This is a genomic window from Amycolatopsis sp. NBC_00355 (assembly GCF_036104975.1).
In the GTDB taxonomy this organism is placed as follows: Bacteria; Actinomycetota; Actinomycetes; order Mycobacteriales; family Pseudonocardiaceae; genus Amycolatopsis.
Genome location: NZ_CP107982.1, coordinates 4,438,050 through 4,455,757 on the forward strand (window position 1 = coordinate 4,438,050; position 17,708 = coordinate 4,455,757).

Consider the following 17,708-nt stretch of genomic DNA (forward strand, 5'->3'; position numbering starts at 1 on the left):
TCCACGACTACTAGGAGGGCACTTCCGTGACCGACAAGACCGGCTGGTGGCGTAGCGCGGCGATCTACCAGGTCTACATCCGCAGCTTCGCGGACGGCAACGGCGACGGCATCGGCGACCTCGCCGGCGTCCGTTCGCGCCTGGACCACCTGGCCGAGCTGGGGATCGACGCGATCTGGTTCACCCCCTGGTACCCCTCGCCGATGGACGACGGCGGCTACGACGTCGCCGACTTCCGCGACATCGAACCGCTGTTCGGCACGCTCGCCGAAGCCGAGGAGCTGCTCGCCGAGGCCCACGCCCGGAACATCCGGGTGATCATCGACATCGTGCCGAACCACTGCTCCGACGAGCACCGCTGGTTCCAGGCCGCGCTCGCCGCGGGCCCGGGTTCGCCGGAGCGGCAGCGGTTCTGGTTCCGGCCCGGCCGCGGCCCGGACGGCGCCGAGCCGCCCAACAACTGGAAGTCCCGTTTCGGCGGATCCGCCTGGACGCGCGTGCCGGACGGCGAGTGGTTCCTGCACCTCTACAGCTCGCGCCAGCCGGACTTCAACTGGGAGAACCCGGACATCCGCCAGGAGTTCGAGGACGTGCTGCGGTTCTGGTTCGACCGCGGGGTCGACGGCTTCCGCATCGACGTCGCCGACGGGCTGGTCAAGGACCCGCGGCTGCCGGACGTCGAAGAGGGCGACGAGACGCCGTTCTCCGACATGGAGGGCCTGCACGAGATCTACCGGTCGTGGCGCAAGATCGCCGACAGCTACGCGGGCGAGCGCGTGCTGGTCGGCGAGATGTGGCTGCCGGACATGTCCCGCGCGGCGCGCTACCTGCGCTCGGGCGAGCTGCACTCGGCGTTCAACTTCGACTTCCTGGTCTGCCCGTGGGACGCCGGGCGCTTCCGCGACGTCATCACCCGCACGCTGCGGGCGCACGACGAGGTCGGCGCGCCGGCCGCGTGGGTGCTGTCGAACCACGACGTCACCCGGCACGTCACGCGCTACGGCCGGCAGGGCGACACGGGCTTCAGCTTCGCGAACCGGCTGCACGAGCTGCCGGTGGACCGGGAGCTGGGCACCCGCCGGGCCCGCGCGGCGGCGCTGCTGACGCTGGCCCTGCCGGGCGGGCTGTACGTCTACCAGGGCGAAGAACTCGGGCTCTGGGAGATCCGCGACATCCCCGACAACCTGCGCCAGGACCCGGTGTGGGCCCGTACGAACGGCACCGACCCCGGCCGCGACGGCTGCCGCGTCCCGATCCCGTGGTCGGGTGACGAGCCGCCGTTCGGCTTCGGTTCCGGGGACGCGTGGCTCCCGCAGCCCGCGGAGTGGTCGTCGTTCACGGCCGCCGCCGAGGCCGCGGACCCGACGTCGATGCTGTCGCTCTACCGCGACGGCCTGCGCATCCGGGAAGAGCAGGCGGCCCTCGGCGCGGGCACGCTGGAGTGGCTGTCGCTGGGTGACGGCGTGCTGGCGTTCACGCGCGAGCCGGGCTTCACGTTCGCGCTGAACTTCTCGGCGTCGCCGGTACCCCTGCCGGCGGGCGAGGTCCTGCTGGCGAGCGGCCCGGTGGACGGCTCCCTGCCGACCGACACCGCAGTCTGGCTCCGCACCTCCTGAAAGCCGTGAAGGCCTCCTTACCGGCTCTTATGGCCGGTAAGGAGGCCTTCACGGACTTTCGGTGGCCTGCTTCGGTTGGGCTACTTGGTCAGCTGCAGCACGTCCACGCCGCGCGCGTTGTCCGCGACGTAGACGTACTTCCCGTGCCAGTACGGCGCCCACGCGCTCGCGTCCGCCGGGCGGTAGTACGCGATCTGCCGCGGGTTCGTCGGGTCGCTCACGTCCAGGAACCGCGTGCCCTGCGAGTAGAACGACTGCGCGAGCACCTTCCCGCGGACGTCGAAGTAGTGCGCGGAGCAGTCGTCGGACGCCGGGTCGCTGCCCTCCTGGCCGTTGACGCCCCAGGTGCCGACGCTCTGCAGCCGGAAGGGCTGCTCGGGCGTCGAACGCCAGCCTTCGCCGTGGTAGGAACCGGCCAGCGACGAGATCGTCAGCACGCCGTCGCCCGCGCAGCCGTCGACGAAGTTCTCCTCCGTCGCATAGATCAGGTCCTGACCGCGCCAGGCGCCGTCGCCGACCCGGTGCCCGGCCGGGTGGAAGCTGTTGTGCATGAACCGGGACGGCGCCGCGGTCTCGGCGATGCCGCCGCCGGCGTACGGGATCGGCTCGTGCGCCGTCGCGCGGCGGATCTTGTTCGACAGCGGGTCGCGGTGCACACCGGACGTCCAGTAACCACGCACGCCACCGCGCCCGGACACCCAGGCCACGCCGTTGTCGTCCACCTGGACGTCGTGCACGTAGTCGGTCTTGCCGTCGTTGCGGGCGAGCTCGATCGGCTGCGGGTCCACCTTCGGGTGCTTCGGGTCGCGGATGTCGGTGACCCAGATCGGCCGGCCGCCCCACTCCGCGGGCTGGTCGGCGGCCTTCGACGGGCCACCCGTCCACAGGTAGCGGCAGCCGTCGACGCAGCTGGTGGTGTGCCCGGCGGGCGCCTTCACGTAGCTGATGATCTTCGGCGCTTCGGGCTTCGCGACGTCGACGACGTAGATGCCGGACTCGCCGGTCTGAGTGGTGCCGCCGAACGCGCGCGGGTCCCGGGACAGGAACACCAGCTTGCGGGCCGGGTCGACCTCGGTGTCCTCGGTCTCCCACAGGCCCGGCAGGCTGACCTGCCCGACCAGCTTCGGCGCGGCGGGGTTCTTCGTCAGGTCGTAGACCTTCAGGCCGAACTCGCCGGAGACGACCATGACGTCGCGGCGGCCGTAGTCGAGGAAGTTGATCGAGATGGCGCCGGCGGCGTCGGGCACGTTGCCGACGGACTTGACGTTCTTGATCGCCCCCGGGTCACCCGCCGTCCGCGCGGCCGGGACCGCGGGTTTGTCGTCCTCGCCGCAGGCGGCGGCCGGCAACCCGGTCGCGACCAGCGTGGCACTGACGGTGACGGCGGCGAAGCACGACCGTAGCCAGGTGCGCACAAAACCTCCTAAAAGGCGTGATCAGCCGAACCGTACGACGGAGATCAACCGGACACAACCGCCTTTGGTTGCCTTCCGACTGGTAGGACTGGCCCATGCGCTTGCTCGCCCTGCTGGCCGTCCTGGCCCTCGCCGTCACGGGGTGCTCCGACCCCGGCCCCGCCCCCGGTGTCCTGTCCGTCGGCATCCGGGAGCCCGCGACGCTGCTGCCGGCCGACCTCTCCGACCAGGCGGGCCGGCTGGTGACCGGCGCCCTGTGGACCCCGCTCGCCGACTACGACGCGGCGACCGGGAAGGTCACGCCGCGCGCGGCCGAGTCGATCGAGAGCGCCGACCGGGTGCACTGGACGGTGCGCCTGCGGCCCTCGACGTTCCACGACGGCACCCCGGTCACCGCGCAGTCCTATGTGGACACCTGGAGGGCGATCGCCGCCGCACACTGGGTGGCTTCGCCGGTGCTCACGAAGCTGGTGCGCGCCCGGGAGATCAAGGCCTCGGGACTCGTCCTCACCTTGACGCTCGACCGCCCGTCCGGCCAGGTCCCGGCGTTGCTCTCGGCACCGGGCCTGGTGCCGCTGCCGGCGTCGGTGCTCGCGTCCCACGACTGGAACGGCTTCGCGAAGGCGCCGGTCGGCAACGGCCCGTACCGGCTCGACGGGCCGTGGAAACCCGGCTCCGGCGGGACGCTGAAACGCGTCGGCGAAGGCGGCGCCGCGACGATCGAGCTGCGGGTCGGGGAGCCGTCCGCCCAGTACGACGCGGTCAAGGCGGGCGCGCTCGACCTGGCGACCGAGGTCCCCGGCGAGAAGCACGAGGCCATCCACGAGTTCGGCGACCGGCACGCGACGTGGGCCCTGCCGCAGGCCGGTTACCTCACGTTCCCGGTGACCGATCCGAGATTCACCGACGCGACGGTCCGCCACGGCTTCGCGCTCGGCGTCGACCGCGCCGCGCTGGAGGCCGGGCCACTGGCCCACCAGGTCGACCCGGCCAAGGCCCTGCTGCCCCCGGCGGACGCGCCGGGCGAGCGCACGGGCACCTGCCGCCCGTGCACCTTCGACGCGGCGGCCGGCAAGGCACTGCTGAAGCAGGCCTCGTTCCCCGGCGGCGCGACCGTCTACTTCGGACCGGGTGCCGAAGAGTGGACCCGCACCCTGGTGGTCGGCCTGCACAAGGCCCTGGACGTTTCGGTGACGGCGCAAGCCCGCCCGGCCGGGCCGCTCGACGGCCCGTCCACCCTGGACGTCAAGCTCGCGACACCGAGCCCGTACGAGCTGTTGTCGGCCCTGGCCGAGGCGTCGGGTTACCGGGACGAGAACTTCCGGCAGAACCTGGCTCTCGCCGACGCGGCGGCGACGGGAGACGAGGCGGGCGAGCTGTACCGGCTGGCGGAGAACCAGCTGCTGCGCGACCTCCCGGTGGCGCCGCTGTGGTCCGGACACGGCCACGCGGTCTGGGGCGACCGCGTGCACGACGTCGTGACGACGCCCTTCACGGGACCGGTACTGGCCGGGATCGCGGCACCGTGACCTGGGACCCGGCGCCACTGTCCGAAGTGGTCACCCTGTTCTCGCAGGTCCGGGCCCCGTGGTGGATCGCGGGCGGCTACGCGATCGAACTGGCCGTGGGGCACGCCTTCCGGGCGCACGACGACATCGACGTCCTGCTGCTCCGGCGCGACCAGGCCGCGGTCCAGGAGGCGCTGCCGTCGTGGGAGTGGTGGGCTGCGGACCCGCCCGGCACGCTGCGTCCGTGGCGGCCCGGCGAGATCCTGCCGCCCGCGGTCCACGACGTCTGGTGCCGGCCCGGTCCGTCGGCGCCGTGGCGGATCCAGGTCATGCTGGACGAATCAGCGGACGGCGAGTGGTTTTCCCGCCGGAACCCCGGCCTGCGACGCCCGGTCGCCGGACTGGGCCGCCTGTCCGCCGACGGAATCCCCTACCTGGCAACGGAAGTGCAGCTGTTCTCCAAGTCCGGTCGCCCCCGTCCCAAGGACGAGCAGGACTTCACCGCCGTGCTGCCCGTCCTGGACGCCGCTCAGCGACGGTGGCTCGCGGACGCGCTCGGGACCGCGCACCCCTGGCACGACCGCCTGATCGTCATCCCCGGCCGATGAACGGCATGGTCGTCGCGGTGATCGTCAGGAACTGGACGTTGGTGTCGAGCGGCAGCCCGGCCATGTAGAGGACCGCGTCGGCGACGTGCCGGACGTCGAACGTCGGTTCCGCGACGACCCGCCCGTCGGGCTGCGGGATGCCGGCCGCCATCCGTTCGGTCATCTCGGTGGCGGCGTTGCCGATGTCGATCTGCCCGCAGGCGACATTCCAGGCCCGGCCGTCGAGCGAGATCGACCTGGTCAGGCCGGTGACGGCGTGCTTGGTGGCGGTGTAGGCGACGCTCGCGGGCCGCGGCACGTGCGCGGAGATCGAGCCGTTGTTGACGATCCGGCCGCCGCGCGGGTCCTGGTCCTTCATCAGCCGGACGGCCTGCTGGGCGCAGAGGAACATCCCGGTGAGGTTGACGTCGACGGTCCGCTTCCAGTCCGCGACGCTCAGGTCGGCGACGGTACCCGCGGCGCCGATCCCGGCGTTGTTGACCAGCAGGTCGAGCCGCCCCCAGCGCTCGCGGACGGCGTCGAACAGGGCTTTGACGGAGTCTTCGTCGGCGACGTCGGTGGGCACGACGAGCGCGGTTTCGCGCCCTTCCGCCGTCTCGGCCAGCGCGTCGGCCCGTCGCCCGGCGAGCGCGACCTCGAAGCCCTCGCCGAGCAGCGCCCGCGCCACCGCCCGCCCGATGCCCGATCCGGCCCCGGTCACCACCGCCGTCTTCACCATGCCGCCGACCCTAACGAAAGAGGGCCCGGCGAGTGCCGGGCCCTCTTCGCGAGGAGGAACTACTTCGGCTGGACCCCGAGCGCGGCCAGCGCCGGGCCCGTCATGATCAGGCCGTTGCCGGTCACCGTGTCGAACCCAGGCGTGCCCAGGTCGATCGCGGACGACACCAGCGCGGTGCGGATCTGCGCCGGGGTCGCCGTCGGCTTGCCCGACAGCAGCAGCGCCGCGATGGCCGCCGCGTGCGGGGCCGCCGCCGACGTCCCGAAGAACGGCTGGAAGCCGGTCACCGAGGTCGAGACGCCGTCGGCCGCTGTGATGTCCGGCTTGTTGCGCGTCGCGCCGCCGGTCGAGGACACGTTGCCCGCGGTGATCGCGGTGCCGTCGGCGTTGTAGAACAGGTGCCGCTTGCCGTCGGAGGAGAACCGCTCCCACTTGCTCGACGCGGTGAACACGCCGGGGTACGGGCCGGCCGGGTTCGCCGGGTCGCCGGTCTCCAGCGGCCGGGTGAACGCGCCCGCCGCCGGGGCCGCCGCCACGCTGAACGCGCTCGCCGCGGACGAGTGGCCGTTCGTGACGCCGTTGGTGCTGAACGCCTTGAGCGAGCCCGAGGCGACGAACCGGCCGCGGATCACGTTGAGCGCGATGAACCGGTCGGCGCCGCTGTACTTCACGACGGCGACCTTGTAACCGGAGCCGGTGGCCGGCACGTTCGCGATCTCGTACGGGTTCTGCGAGCCGGACTGGCCGTTTTCGCTGGAGGCCACGACGCTGCCCGCGGAGTTCAGGATGAACAGGTCGTAGTCGTTGGCGGATTTGCCCCACGGGTCGGACCAGAACAGTGTCACCGGCTTGCCGAGCGAGCCCGCCGAAAGCGCGTCGAAGTTCTGCGTGGTGCTACTGGGGTCGAAGTCGTGCGGCGTGCCGGTGACGCCGGTGATCTTCGTCGAGGAAGCGCGGAAGTCGCCCTCGTAGTAGCCGCTGGTGCCGTCGGTCGCGTTGCCCGAGTTGCCGGCCGAGGAGAAGTACAGGACGCCGGCCGCGGTGACGTCGTTGACGGCCTGCGCGACCTGGGTGTCCTGGAACGGCGACTCGTCGAAGTAGGAGACGTCGTCGACGATGATCTGGCAGTGGCTCGTGGTGCGCAACGCGCGGATGTTCGCGGCGAAGCTGGCTTCGCTGGTGAACGCCGTCGCGAAGCCGAGGGTGGCGTTGGGCGCGAGGTCGTGGACGATTTCGAGCATCGCGGTGCCCTCGTCGCCGCTGCCCTTCTGACCGGACAGGACGTCCACGGCAGGCAGCTCGCCGGCGGTCTGGGACTTCGCCAGCGAGTCGACGCCGTCGGAGAGCACGCAGACCTTCACGCCGGTGCCGCTGACGCCGTAGGTGGTCCGGGCGGTGTCGGTGCCGTGCGCCTTGTCCCCTTCGGACACCTGGGTCGCGGCCGGGGCCTTCGCGGCGAGCGCCTCGCGCAGGTCGCGGTTGCCCGGCTCGCTCCAGGTGGTGGCCTGGGCGGCGGGCTTGACCTCGGTGACGTCCGCGCGGCCGGAGATCGCGTCCAGAGCGGACAGCGGCAGGTCGGCGCGCACGGCGCCGGCCGCGGCGTAGCGCACGGTGCCGCCCGCGGCCTGGACGGCGTTCGCGACGGCCTGGTCGCGGGTGGCGATGTCGACCGAGACGGTGCCGGCGCCGCTCACGCCGACGCCGGAGCGGTATTCCGGCAGCTTCGCGGCCAGTGAGCGATCGGCGCGCAACCGCTTCTCGACGACCAGTTGACTCGATTGCTTGCGCTCGGCCGGGGTCAGGCTCTTCTTGATGCTCTGCAGCGCGCTGATGCCCGCTTCGGTGCGCGCGGTCGCGGCGTCCACCGTGGACGGCTGGGCCACGGCGACCCCCGTCGACAACAGCAAGGCGCCGACCGTCAGCGGAACCGCGTGCGCGGCGACCCGGCTGAATCTCACCATCGATTTCTCCCTGTGGTACTCGGCCACTCGACCGAATGACACCCGACCGGGTGTAATGGGGAGAATCTAAGGAGTGACCGATCACCGGTCCACCGACCAAAGTCGGGAACGTCCAGCCGTCCACATGGTGGAACGATCAGGGAAACGTGAGAACGATTTCTCCCCGGCCGTGCCCGGTCCCGATTTCGCGATGGCCCGCCGCGGCCTCGGTGAGACGCGCGGCCGAGCGTCCGGACTTCGAGACGAGCGCCGACTCCGGCGGCTTTCCCGTGCTCGACGAGCGTCAGGATCCGGTCGCGTCGCTTCACCAGTTCGAGGGATATTTCGAGCGCGGCCTGCCGGCCCCGTCGAGCACGACGTCGGCCCCCGCGCCTCGATCCGCTGCTTCAGGCCAGCGCCGTAGACGACGGCGGTCGCGCCCAGCTCGCGTACGTAGTCCTGGTTGGCCCCACTCGCCGTCCCGATCACGCGGCGCCCCTGAGCCGCGGTGCCGTGCACGAGCAGCGTCTCGCCTTCCTTGTCCCGCAACGCTTCCAGGGCGATCGACGCGGTCTGGGTCCTCGCGGCGGCTTTGACGCGCGGAAAAGTACGCGCGCTTCGTCGCGTACTTTTCCCTCAGCGGGAAAATTCCGCACCGGTCCGCGACCGCCTTGATCACCCAGTCTTCGGCAGCTCCGGGCCGTTCACCCGATCGAGAATCTCGACGAGTATTTCGTTGTGCTGCAACAGGTTCCGGAACCGATCGAGGTCCGCCACCTCCCGACCGCACCGAAACTGTCGGACCCCGGTTCGTAGCCTTCGGAACATGGTCGACATCGTCCGGGCCACCGGATCCCCAGCAGCGTCCCTGACCGCGTTGATGCACGCGTCGTCCGCCTGCCAGGGCGAGTACGCGTCCATCCTGGACGGCTACACGGTCACGCCCGCCTACATCGAAGCCCACCCGACCTTCGCCGCCATGACCGGCGACGAGGTGCTGGGCTTCTACGCACTCCTCGAAGAGCCACCGGAACTCGACATCCTCTTCGTGGCGGACGCCGCCCAGGGCCTCGGCCTCGGCAGCCGCCTGGTCGCGCACATGCTCGCCGAAGCCCGGGCGCGAGACATCCCGGCGGTGCGGGTCGTTTCGCACCCACCGGCGCTGCCGTTCTACCTCCGCATGGGCGCGCGCCGCACCGGCACGCTCCCGCCGAAACCCCCGAAGATCGCGTGGGCGCGCCCGGAACTCCGGTTCGAAGTGGCGATCCCGCTACAGTCTGGAGAATGATTGATTTCTCCAAGAACACGGTCTTCAAGCTCGCCCCGTGCAACCCCCAGGACATCACGCCGACGGTTCAGCCGATCATCATCCAGGGCGAACAGGTGATGGCCTGCTTCAAGGCCGTCCGCGACTTCGTCGTGTTCACCGACAAGCGGCTGATCGCGGTGAACGTCCAAGGCGTCACGGGCAAGAAGAAGGACTTCACATCCTTGCCCTACAGCAAGATCCAGGCGTTCTCGATCGAAACGGCGGGCACTTTCGACCTCGACGCCGAACTCGACCTGTGGTTCAGCGGACTCGGCAAGGTCCGTCTGGAGTTCAAGGGCAGTTCGGACATCCGTCAGCTGGGTCACTTGATCGCGTCCCACGTGCTCTGAGATCGAGCCCTGACCCGCCTTACCGGGTCAGGGCCGGCCGCGGGCTACATGTTGATCATGTGCCCCGCGAGGCCGTGCAGGGCTTCCTTCACCGCTTCACCCAGCGTCGGGTGCGCGTGGACGTTCCGGGAGACCTCGTGCACCGTCAGATCCCACTGTTGCGCCAACGTCAGCTCCGGAAGCAGCTCCGTGACGTCCGGCCCGATGAGGTGGCCGCCGATCAGCTCGCCGTACTTCGCGTCGCTGATCAGCTTGACGAACCCGCCCGCGTCGCCAAGGCCCTGGGCCTTGCCGTTCGCGGTGAAGGGAAACTTCGCCACCTTCACGTCGTAGCCCTTGTCGCGGGCCTGTTCTTCCGTCCAGCCGAAGCTCGCGATCTGCGGCTGGCAGTACGTCGCGCGCGGGATCATCGGGAAGTCGAGTTCCATCGTCTCCGCGCCCGCGATCGTCTCCGCCGCCACGACACCCATCGACTCGGACGCGTGCGCGAGCATCAGCTTCGCCGTCACGTCGCCGATCGCGAAGATGTGGTCGACGTTCGTGCGGCCCCGGCCGTCGATGGCGATGGCGCCGCGCTCGGTCAGGGCGACACCCGTCTTCTCCAGGCCGTAACCCTCGACCCGCGGCTGGAACCCGATCGCCTGCAGGACCTTGTCCGCTTCCAGGACCTGCTTGCCGTCCTTCTCCGACGACACGGTCACGTGCACCGACGCGTCCGACTCGTCGATCGACTCGACGCGGGTCGACGTCAGCACCTTGATGCCGAGCTTGCGGTAACGCTTGGCGAGCTCCGCCGAGACCTCGGCGTCCTCCAGCGGGACCATCCGGTCGAGGAACTCGACGATCGTGACGTCGACCCCGTAGTTGTGCAGCACGTAGGCGAACTCGACGCCGATCGCGCCGGCCCCGGCGATGATGATGCTCGACGGCAGCTCACTGGCGAGGATCTGCTCTTCGTACGTCACGACCCGCGAGCTGCGCGAGGTGCCCGGCAGCAGCTTCGTCGTCGCGCCCGTCGCGATGACGCAGTGGTCGAAGGTCACCCGCGAGCCGTTCACCTCGAGGGTGTGGTCGTCGACGAACGTGCCGTGCCCGTCGAACTCGGTGATCTTGTTCTTCTTCATCAGGAAGTGCACGCCCTTGACGCGCCCGTCGGCGACCTTGCGGCTGCGCTCGTAGGCGGCCGTGTAGTCGACGCGGATCGGGCTGTCGGACGAGATGCCGAACGCCTTCGCCTCCTGCGTCACCACGTGCGCCAGTTCGGCGTTGCGCAGCAGCGCCTTCGACGGGATGCACCCGACGTTCAGGCAGACCCCGCCCCAGTACTTCTCCTCGACCACGGCGGCGCTCAGACCCAGCTGGGACGCGCGGATCGCCGCGACGTAGCCACCTACCCCGGCCCCCAGCACGACGACATCGAAGTGTTGTGCACTCATGCACCCGAAACTACCCTCCCGCGCCCCTCGCGGCGGGGTGACCCGGGCCTCAGGCGGCGACCGGCGGGCGCTCGCCCCGGAGCGTCACGAGCAGGTCCGTCACGGCCGCCATGATGCGCGCCGTCGCTTCTTCGAGCACCTCGCGGGTCAGCTCGCGGCCGGCGAGGTCCGAGAGGTCGACCGGCGGGCCGGCGACCAGGTCGACGGTCTTGCGCGGCAGGCCGCGGGGGAACCACGCGGTAGCGGGCAGCAGCCGGTGCGTGCCCCAGTTGGCCACCGGGATCACCGGCGCGCCGGTCTCGAGGGCGATCCGGGCGACGCCGGTCTTGCCGCGCATCGGCCAGCCGGCGGGGTCCTTCGAGAACGTCGCCTCCGGGAAGATCGCGACGCACTCGCCGGCCTTCACGGACGCGACCGCGTCGCGGAAGGCCTCCGACGCCGTGGCGGCGCCGCGGTAGACCGGGATGTGCCGCCCGGAGCGCATCACCGAACGCACGACCGGGAGGTTCCAGAGGGAGGCTTTCGCCAGGTACCGCGGCACCCGGCCGGCGGCGAGGCAGAACGCGGTGAGCGTGGTCGGGTCGGCGAACGACAGGTGGTTGGACGCCACCAGCACCCCGCCGGTCTTCGGGATGTTCCGAGAGCCCCGCACCCGGAACCGGGTGGACTGGACGAGGAACTGCCAGACCACCTCGATCGCGAAGCTGTACCAGGCGCCCCGGCCGGCGCGGGCGAAGCGCCGGCCGTAGGCGATCATCTGGCGTCGGGTGAGCAGCTCACCCTCGAGGTCGAGGGCGGTCCAGCGGTCGGTCATGAAGGTAATTCGTAGCCGACGACCGGCCGGATCGCCCCGGTCACCCCCGGAACGCGGCGCAGATCACAGCCGCTCGAGCACCACCACGGGGATCTCGCGGTCGGTCTTCTTGGCGTACTCGTTGTAGTCCGGCCAGACGGCGGCGAGCTTCTCCCACAGCTTCGCGCGCTCCTCGCCGGACGACGTGCGGGCGCGGGCCTGGTACTTGTCGGCCTTCACCTGGACGCCGACCTCGGGGTGTTCGAGGAGGTTGAAGTACCAGCCGGGGTGGTTCGGCGCGCCGCCCTTGGAAGCGACGATCACGGCGTTGCCGTCGACCTCCTGGTAGATCAGGGCGAACTTGCGCTCCTGGCCGGTCTTGCGGCCGGTGGTGGTCAGCACCAGCGCCGGGACGCCGTCCCGCCACTCGTGGCCGACCTCGCCGTCGGTCTCCTCGTAGCGGCGGACGTGCTCGTCACCGAACAGCATGGGGCCTTCCTCTCATGATCGACGATCTTCAGGGCGTGACGAACTCACCACGTCCTGGTCTCCCTTGGTGGCAACACACGACCGGCCCTCGATCTTCCGCACCCCCGTTTCACACGATCGGGGTAACTTTTGGCGGCCACCGGCGCCGTGACCACCACCCGGACCACCTGGGCGAACCGGAGCGGGCTTACCCTCTCCGTTCCCGCACTCCTCCCCAGTAGATTGCGTTCCCGTCGCCTCCGGGCCGGCACCACGCGGCCGGCACCCCACGGCCGGCGAGCAAGGTATGCGGGCCGCACGCCCGAGACCGATCTTGGAGGATCCATGAAGGCCCGGCCGCACGTGACGCTCGAAGACGTGGCACGCAGCGCGAACGTCTCGCTCGCGACGGCGTCGCGGGTGCTCAACGGCACCGCGTCCGTCCGCGCCGACCTGCGGGAGCGGGTCTCCGCGGCCGCGGCCGAGCTGGCCTACGCCCCGAACGCCCACGCGCAGGCCCTCGCCGGGGGCACGCACCGGACGGTCGGCGTGATCTGCCACGACGTCGGCGACCCCTACTTCGCCGCCATCGCGAGCGGGGTGATGCGGGTGGCCACGGACAACGGGCTGCTGGTGATGCTGGCCGGCACGTTCCGCGACCCGGACCGCGAGGTCGCCTACGTCTCGACGCTGCGAGCGCAGCGGGCCGCGGCCATCCTGCTGATCGGCTCGGCGTTCGAGGACCGGGCGTGGGAGCGCGCGATGGCCGCGGAGCTGGAGCCCTACCGCCGGGGCGGCGGCCAGGTCGCGGCGGTCAGCCGCCACCGCGGGCTCAAGATCGACACCGTGCAGCCGGACAACAAGGGCGGCGCCGCCGAGCTGGCGAAGTCGCTCGCCGGCCTCGGGCACAAGAGGTTCGCCGTGCTCGCCGGGCCCCGACGGCTGAGCACGGTCGTCGACCGCCTCGCCGGCTTCACCGACGGGCTCGCCGCGCACGGCATAGACCTGCGCGAAGACGACGTCGTCGAAGCCGCGTTCACCCGCGACGGCGGTTACGAGGCGACCAAGCAGCTGCTCGCCACCCGCAAGCGCAAGCTGCCCACCTGCATCTTCGCCGTCACGGACGTGATGGCGATCGGCGCGATGACGGCGTTGCGCGAGGCCGGCTTGGCCGTACCCGGCGACATCTCGCTCGCCGGCTTCGACGACATCCCGGTGGTCCGCGACCTCGCCCCGGCGCTCACGACCGTCCGGCTGCCACTGGAGCAGCTGGGCGAGCGGGCAATGGACCTCGCGATCAAGGGCGGCAGCGCAAGCCGCCCTCGAACGATCCGGCTGGCCGGCGAGGTAGTCCTGCGCGAGAGCACCGGACGACCCAAGCGCTGACCGACAGGTCTTGCCGAGCCACCGAAGCCGAGCAGCGAGAAACACCGCACCCTGGGCGATCACCGGGCAGGGGCGCCGAGCCGCACCGCACGAACGCGCCGCGCCCTCAAGCCCCGACCAGGCAGGCCACCGCACCGCACCGCACTGCACCGCACGAACGCGCCGCGCCCCCGAGCGCCGACCGGGCAGGGCGCCGAGACGCTACAAGGAAGCACCGCGCCCCGAGCCCCGACCTGGCGGGCCGCCGAACCGCACCGCACGAACGCGCCGCTCCCCCGAGCCCCGACCAGGCAGGCCACCGAAGCCACACGGCGCGATTGCACCGCGTCCCCGAGTTCTGCCCGAGAGGCCGCCGAAACCGGACAACGCGAAAGCACCACGCCCCAACCTCCGACCCGAGAGTCCGGCCGGGCCGCCGTAATCGCGCACCGAGAAGCACCGCGCGCACTCAGGCGCCGACCGAACGAGGCGATAGCACCCGCGAAGCCGTGCCGCGCGACAGCACCACACGCCCCGAGCGCCCGACGGACGGGCCGGCCGAGCCGCCGAATTCGTCCAGCGAGAAACCCGCCACGCGCCCGCAAACCACGCGCGACTGGGGCGGCCGGACCGGCGAAGTCGCACTGCGGGAGACCACCACGCACCCCGGGCACCGACCGGACGGGGCCTTGTCGTGCCCCGGCGCAGGCCCTACCGTAGTCGGCGAGAAAGCGCTTTCTGACTACTCCGGAGGTCCCCGTGCTCGTGCTCCCCACCCCCGGCGGCGAGCTCACGACGTGGTCGCCGGGCGGGCCGCGGCCGCCCGAGCCGCCGTCGGTACCTCCTGCCTCTCGGATCGCCTACGCCGCCGCGCACGTCGTGGCGGACGCGCTGGCCGACGAGCCCTACCGCGTGGACTGGGACACGACGCTGGCCTTCCGGGAGCACCTCTGGGCCTGCGGGCTCGGCGTCGCCGACGCGATGGACACCGCGCAGCGCGGCATGGGCCTGGACTGGGCGACCACCCGCGAACTGGTCACGCGCACCGGCGCGGCCGCGGGCGGGCGGCCCTGGGTCGCCGGCGTCGGCACCGACCAGCTGGCCGCCGGCCCGGCCACCGTCGCGTCCATTGTGGACGCCTGGCGTGAGCAGCTCGACCTGGTCGGCGGGGCGGGCGCGGTGCCGGTCGTGATGGCCAGCCGGGCGCTCGCCGCGGCGGCGTCCGGGCCGGACGACTACCACGCGGCGTACGGCAAGCTGCTGTCCGAGGCGAGCGGGCCGGTCTTGCTGCACTGGCTGGGCGAGCAGTTCGACCCGGCGCTGGCCGGTTACTGGGGCCACGCCGACGTCCGGGACGCGGCCCGGGAACTGGGCGCGCTCTGCACCGAGCACGCCGGGACCGTGGCCGGGGTGAAGGTCTCGGTGCTCGACGCCGCCGTCGAGACGGAGTTCCGCCGGGCGCTGCCGGCCGGCGTCCGGTGCTACACCGGCGACGACTTCCACTACCCCGACCTCATCGCGGGCGACGAGCACGGGCACAGCGAAGCCCTGCTCGGGATCTTCGACCCGATCGCGCCGGTCGCCGGGGCCGCGCTCGCCCGTCTCGACGACGGCGACACCGCCGGGTTCCGCGCGCTGCTCGACCCGACCGTGCCGCTGGGCCGCGAGATCTTCCGCGCGCCGACCCGGCACTACAAGACCGGCGTCGTCTTCCTCGCCTACCTCAACGGCCACCAGGAGCACTTCCGGATGATCGCCGGCCAGGAGTCGGCGCGCACGATCACGCACCTCGCCACGCTGCTGCGCCTCGCCGACGACGCCGGGGTGCTGGCCGATCCCGACCTGGCCGTGGCCCGGATGCGGCCGCTGCTGCTGGCCGCCGGGGTGGCGTGATGGACGAGCGGCTCAGCCTCAACCAGATCACCACCAAGGCCTGGTCGCTGCCCGAGGCCGTCGCCGGGTGCGCGGAAGCGGGCGTCGGCTGGATCGGGCTGTGGCGGGACAAGGTCGCGGAGACCGGCGTCGACGAAGCCGCGCGCCTGCTCAAGGAGCACGGCGTCCGGGTCTCTTCCCTGTGCCGCGGCGGGTTCTTCACCGGCGTGACGCCCGAAGGCTCCCCTGTGGACGGTGTGGCGCGGACGCGGGAGGCGATCGACGAAGCCGCCGCGCTGGGCGCCGGCGTCCTCGTGCTGGTGGTCGGCGGGGTCGCGGGCAACGACCTCAAGGCGTCCCGGCAGCGGGTCGCGGACGCCGTCGGCGAGCTGGCCCCCTACGCCGGGGAACGCGGGGTGCGCCTCGGTCTGGAACCGTTGCACCCGATGCAGTGCGCGGACCGATCCGTGCTGTCCACAGTGGACCAAGCGCTGGCGATCGCGGTCGAGCACCCGGCCGAGCAGGTCGGCGTGATCGTGGACGAGTTCCACGTCTGGTGGGACCCGCGGATCGAGGAGTCGATCGCCGCGGCCGCCGGCCGGATCGCCGGGTTCCACGTCTGCGACGTCCTCGTGCCGCTGCCCGACCCGCTGCTGGGCCGCGCGCTGCCGGGCGACGGCCCGATCGACCACCGGCACCTGCGCGCCCGCGTCGAGGCCGCGGGTTACACCGGCCCGATCGAGGTCGAGGTCTTCAACGCCGGCCTGTGGGCCCGGCCGGGCGCGGAGGTGCTCGCCGAGACCATCGTGGCGTTCGAGCGGCACGTGGCCCGAGGGTCCGGCCGCCGGTAGCCTGGGACCGTCAGGCGAACGGGGGGTCGCAGGATGACGGACCAGCAGAGCGACGACGGCGCGGTCCGGAGCGTGCTGCGCACCTTCGACCTGCTCGCGCTGTTCACCGAACGCCACCGCACCTGGGCCGTCAAGGACCTCACCGCGGCGAGCGGCCTGGCCAAGACCACCGTGCTGCGGTTGGTCGCCACCTGCGAGCAGCGCGGCCTGCTCTGGACGCGCCCGGACGGCCGGGTCACCGTCGGCCCGGGCCTGCTGCGCTGGGCCACGCTGGCGAACACCGCGTGGCAGCTGCCCGAACCGGTCCGCCAGGTGCTGCGCGAGCTGGCGCTGGAGTGCGGCGAGACGGCCGGGCTCTACGTCCGCAGCACGACGGTGCTCGTCTGCGTCGCCCAGCAGGAGGGCCCGCAGGGCATCCGGCACGTCGGCCGGGTGGGCGACGAGCTGCCGCTGACGTGCGGCGCGGCGGGCCTCGTGCTCGACGCCGCCGCGGCCGGGAACGCCGAGACCAGTCACGGCGAGCCGGAGGCCGGCGCGTCGAGCGTCGCCGCGCCGGTGCACGACGGCGACGGGCGGGTGCTCGCCGCGCTCGCGATCACCGGGCCGACCACGCGGTTCACCGGACCGCGGGCCGCCGGGTTCGGCGCGTCGGTGACGGCGGCCGCGCGGCGGATCTCCCGGATCGGCTTCGGCACCCGTCCCGACCAGCCCTGACGTGGAACTGAGGCCGTCCGGTTAGGCTTCCGGCATGCCGAACCTGCTGGTGGTGGAAGACGACGCGGCGATCGGCAGCGTGCTCGAATCCACCCTGCGACTCCACGGCTACCAGGTGTCCTGGCGGCGCGACGGCCGCACCGCGCTGAAGGCGGCCGGCGACGGTGAGTTCGACCTCGTCCTGCTCGACCTCGGCCTGCCCGACCTGGACGGCGTCGAGGTCTGCCGCCGGCTGCGGGCCGCGCTGCCTGCCACGGTGCTCGTCATCCTCACCGCCCGGCAGGAGGAGATGGACGTCGTCGTCGGCCTCGACGCCGGGGCCGACGACTACCTCACCAAGCCGATCCGGCTGGGCGAGCTGCTGGCCCGGGTGCGGGCGCACCTGCGCCGCGGCGCCCCGGCCACCGCCCGGCCGCCGGTGACCGTCGGCGGCCTCACCGTCGACGTCGCGGGCCGCCGCGCGAGCGTCAACGGGAACGAGGTCGTGCTGCGCGCGAAGGAGTTCGACCTGCTGGCCCGGCTGGCCGAGCAGCCCGGCGTCGCGGTCAGCCGCGAGACGCTGATGGCCGAGGTCTGGGACGCGCACTGGTACGGCTCGACCAAGACGCTGGACGTGCACATCGCGGCCGTGCGCCGCAAGCTCGCCGCGGCCGCCGGAGCCGGGGCGGCCGTCCCGCTGATCGCCACCCTGCGCGGGCACGGGTACCGCCTGGAGGATCCCGCGCGGACCGGGGCGCAGCGGTAG

16 protein-coding genes are annotated in these 17,708 nt (G+C 72.0%); 10 read left to right on the top strand and 6 right to left on the bottom strand.

Annotated elements, in window-relative coordinates:
• Positions 1–26 precede the first annotated feature (26 nt).
• On the top strand, positions 27–1,616 hold the full coding sequence (locus OHS18_RS19470) for a glycoside hydrolase family 13 protein (RefSeq protein WP_328617982.1): 1,590 nt from the start codon (positions 27–29) through the stop codon (positions 1,614–1,616).
• An 80-nt stretch (positions 1,617–1,696) separates the two neighbouring features.
• Here OHS18_RS19470 and OHS18_RS19475 read toward each other — a convergent pair whose 3' ends face one another.
• Entirely contained in the window at positions 1,697–3,031 is a 1,335-nt protein-coding gene (locus OHS18_RS19475) for an LVIVD repeat-containing protein (RefSeq protein ID WP_328617983.1), read from the bottom strand.
• A gap of 95 nt (positions 3,032–3,126) precedes the next feature.
• On the opposite strand from OHS18_RS19475, the gene OHS18_RS19480 reads away from it, so the two are divergent.
• Positions 3,127–4,560: a peptide ABC transporter substrate-binding protein gene (locus tag OHS18_RS19480; RefSeq protein ID WP_328617984.1), complete on the top strand. Its 1,434-nt coding sequence runs from the start codon at positions 3,127–3,129 to the stop codon at positions 4,558–4,560.
• Positions 4,557–5,147: a nucleotidyltransferase domain-containing protein gene (locus tag OHS18_RS19485; RefSeq protein ID WP_328617985.1), complete on the top strand. Its 591-nt coding sequence runs from the start codon at positions 4,557–4,559 to the stop codon at positions 5,145–5,147. The genes OHS18_RS19480 and OHS18_RS19485 overlap by 4 nt, the downstream gene beginning before the upstream one ends.
• Here OHS18_RS19485 and OHS18_RS19490 read toward each other — a convergent pair.
• Together OHS18_RS19490 and OHS18_RS19495 are read right to left on the bottom strand one after the other, a co-directional pair.
• Positions 5,131–5,865: an SDR family oxidoreductase gene (locus OHS18_RS19490; RefSeq protein WP_328617986.1), complete on the bottom strand. Its 735-nt coding sequence runs from the start codon at positions 5,863–5,865 to the stop codon at positions 5,131–5,133. The two genes, OHS18_RS19485 and OHS18_RS19490, sit on opposite strands and share 17 nt — an antisense overlap.
• A 59-nt stretch (positions 5,866–5,924) precedes the next feature.
• Positions 5,925–7,826: a S8 family serine peptidase gene (locus OHS18_RS19495; RefSeq protein WP_328617987.1), complete on the bottom strand. Its 1,902-nt coding sequence runs from the start codon at positions 7,824–7,826 to the stop codon at positions 5,925–5,927.
• Positions 7,827–8,631: 805 nt separating this feature from the next.
• Here OHS18_RS19495 and OHS18_RS19500 point away from each other — a divergent pair.
• Both OHS18_RS19500 and OHS18_RS19505 read left to right on the top strand, forming a co-directional pair.
• A complete protein-coding gene (locus OHS18_RS19500) occupies positions 8,632–9,093 on the top strand; it encodes a GNAT family N-acetyltransferase (protein ID WP_328617988.1) in 462 nt (153 codons plus the stop codon).
• Positions 9,090–9,464 (top strand): PH domain-containing protein, encoded by a 375-nt coding sequence (locus OHS18_RS19505; RefSeq protein ID WP_328450563.1) that lies wholly within the window; start codon positions 9,090–9,092, stop codon positions 9,462–9,464. The genes OHS18_RS19500 and OHS18_RS19505 overlap by 4 nt, the downstream gene beginning before the upstream one ends.
• Before the next feature lie 44 nt (positions 9,465–9,508).
• Here OHS18_RS19505 and lpdA read toward each other — a convergent pair whose 3' ends face one another.
• From lpdA to OHS18_RS19520, 3 genes are all read right to left on the bottom strand, one after another.
• Complete coding sequence (lpdA, locus tag OHS18_RS19510) at positions 9,509–10,900, bottom strand: dihydrolipoyl dehydrogenase (protein WP_328617989.1); 1,392 nt, start codon at positions 10,898–10,900, stop codon at positions 9,509–9,511.
• 49 nt (positions 10,901–10,949) lie between these two features.
• Positions 10,950–11,714 carry a lysophospholipid acyltransferase family protein gene (locus tag OHS18_RS19515; RefSeq protein ID WP_328450559.1) on the bottom strand — a complete coding sequence of 255 codons (765 nt, stop codon included), beginning with the start codon at positions 11,712–11,714 and terminating at the stop codon, positions 10,950–10,952.
• A 63-nt stretch (positions 11,715–11,777) separates the two neighbouring features.
• The gene (locus OHS18_RS19520; protein WP_328450557.1) at positions 11,778–12,182 is read right to left on the bottom strand and encodes a nitroreductase family deazaflavin-dependent oxidoreductase; all 405 of its coding nucleotides are present in this window, start codon (positions 12,180–12,182) and stop codon (positions 11,778–11,780) included.
• A 324-nt stretch (positions 12,183–12,506) separates the two neighbouring features.
• On the opposite strand from OHS18_RS19520, the gene OHS18_RS19525 reads away from it, so the two are divergent.
• The 5 genes from OHS18_RS19525 to OHS18_RS19545 all read left to right on the top strand — a co-directional run bounded on the left by OHS18_RS19525 (position 12,507) and on the right by OHS18_RS19545 (position 17,708).
• Positions 12,507–13,547: a LacI family DNA-binding transcriptional regulator gene (locus OHS18_RS19525; RefSeq protein ID WP_328450556.1), complete on the top strand. Its 1,041-nt coding sequence runs from the start codon at positions 12,507–12,509 to the stop codon at positions 13,545–13,547.
• Positions 13,548–14,285: 738 nt separating this feature from the next.
• Positions 14,286–15,419, top strand: coding sequence for a dihydrodipicolinate synthase family protein (locus tag OHS18_RS19530; RefSeq protein WP_328617990.1), 1,134 nt, complete (start codon positions 14,286–14,288; stop codon positions 15,417–15,419).
• Complete coding sequence (locus tag OHS18_RS19535) at positions 15,419–16,249, top strand: sugar phosphate isomerase/epimerase family protein (RefSeq protein ID WP_328617991.1); 831 nt, start codon at positions 15,419–15,421, stop codon at positions 16,247–16,249. The genes OHS18_RS19530 and OHS18_RS19535 overlap by 1 nt, the downstream gene beginning before the upstream one ends.
• Before the next feature lie 33 nt (positions 16,250–16,282).
• Positions 16,283–16,963 carry an IclR family transcriptional regulator gene (locus OHS18_RS19540; protein ID WP_328450551.1) on the top strand — a complete coding sequence of 227 codons (681 nt, stop codon included), beginning with the start codon at positions 16,283–16,285 and terminating at the stop codon, positions 16,961–16,963.
• A 34-nt stretch (positions 16,964–16,997) separates the two neighbouring features.
• Positions 16,998–17,708, top strand: coding sequence for a response regulator transcription factor (locus OHS18_RS19545; RefSeq protein WP_328450549.1), 711 nt, complete (start codon positions 16,998–17,000; stop codon positions 17,706–17,708).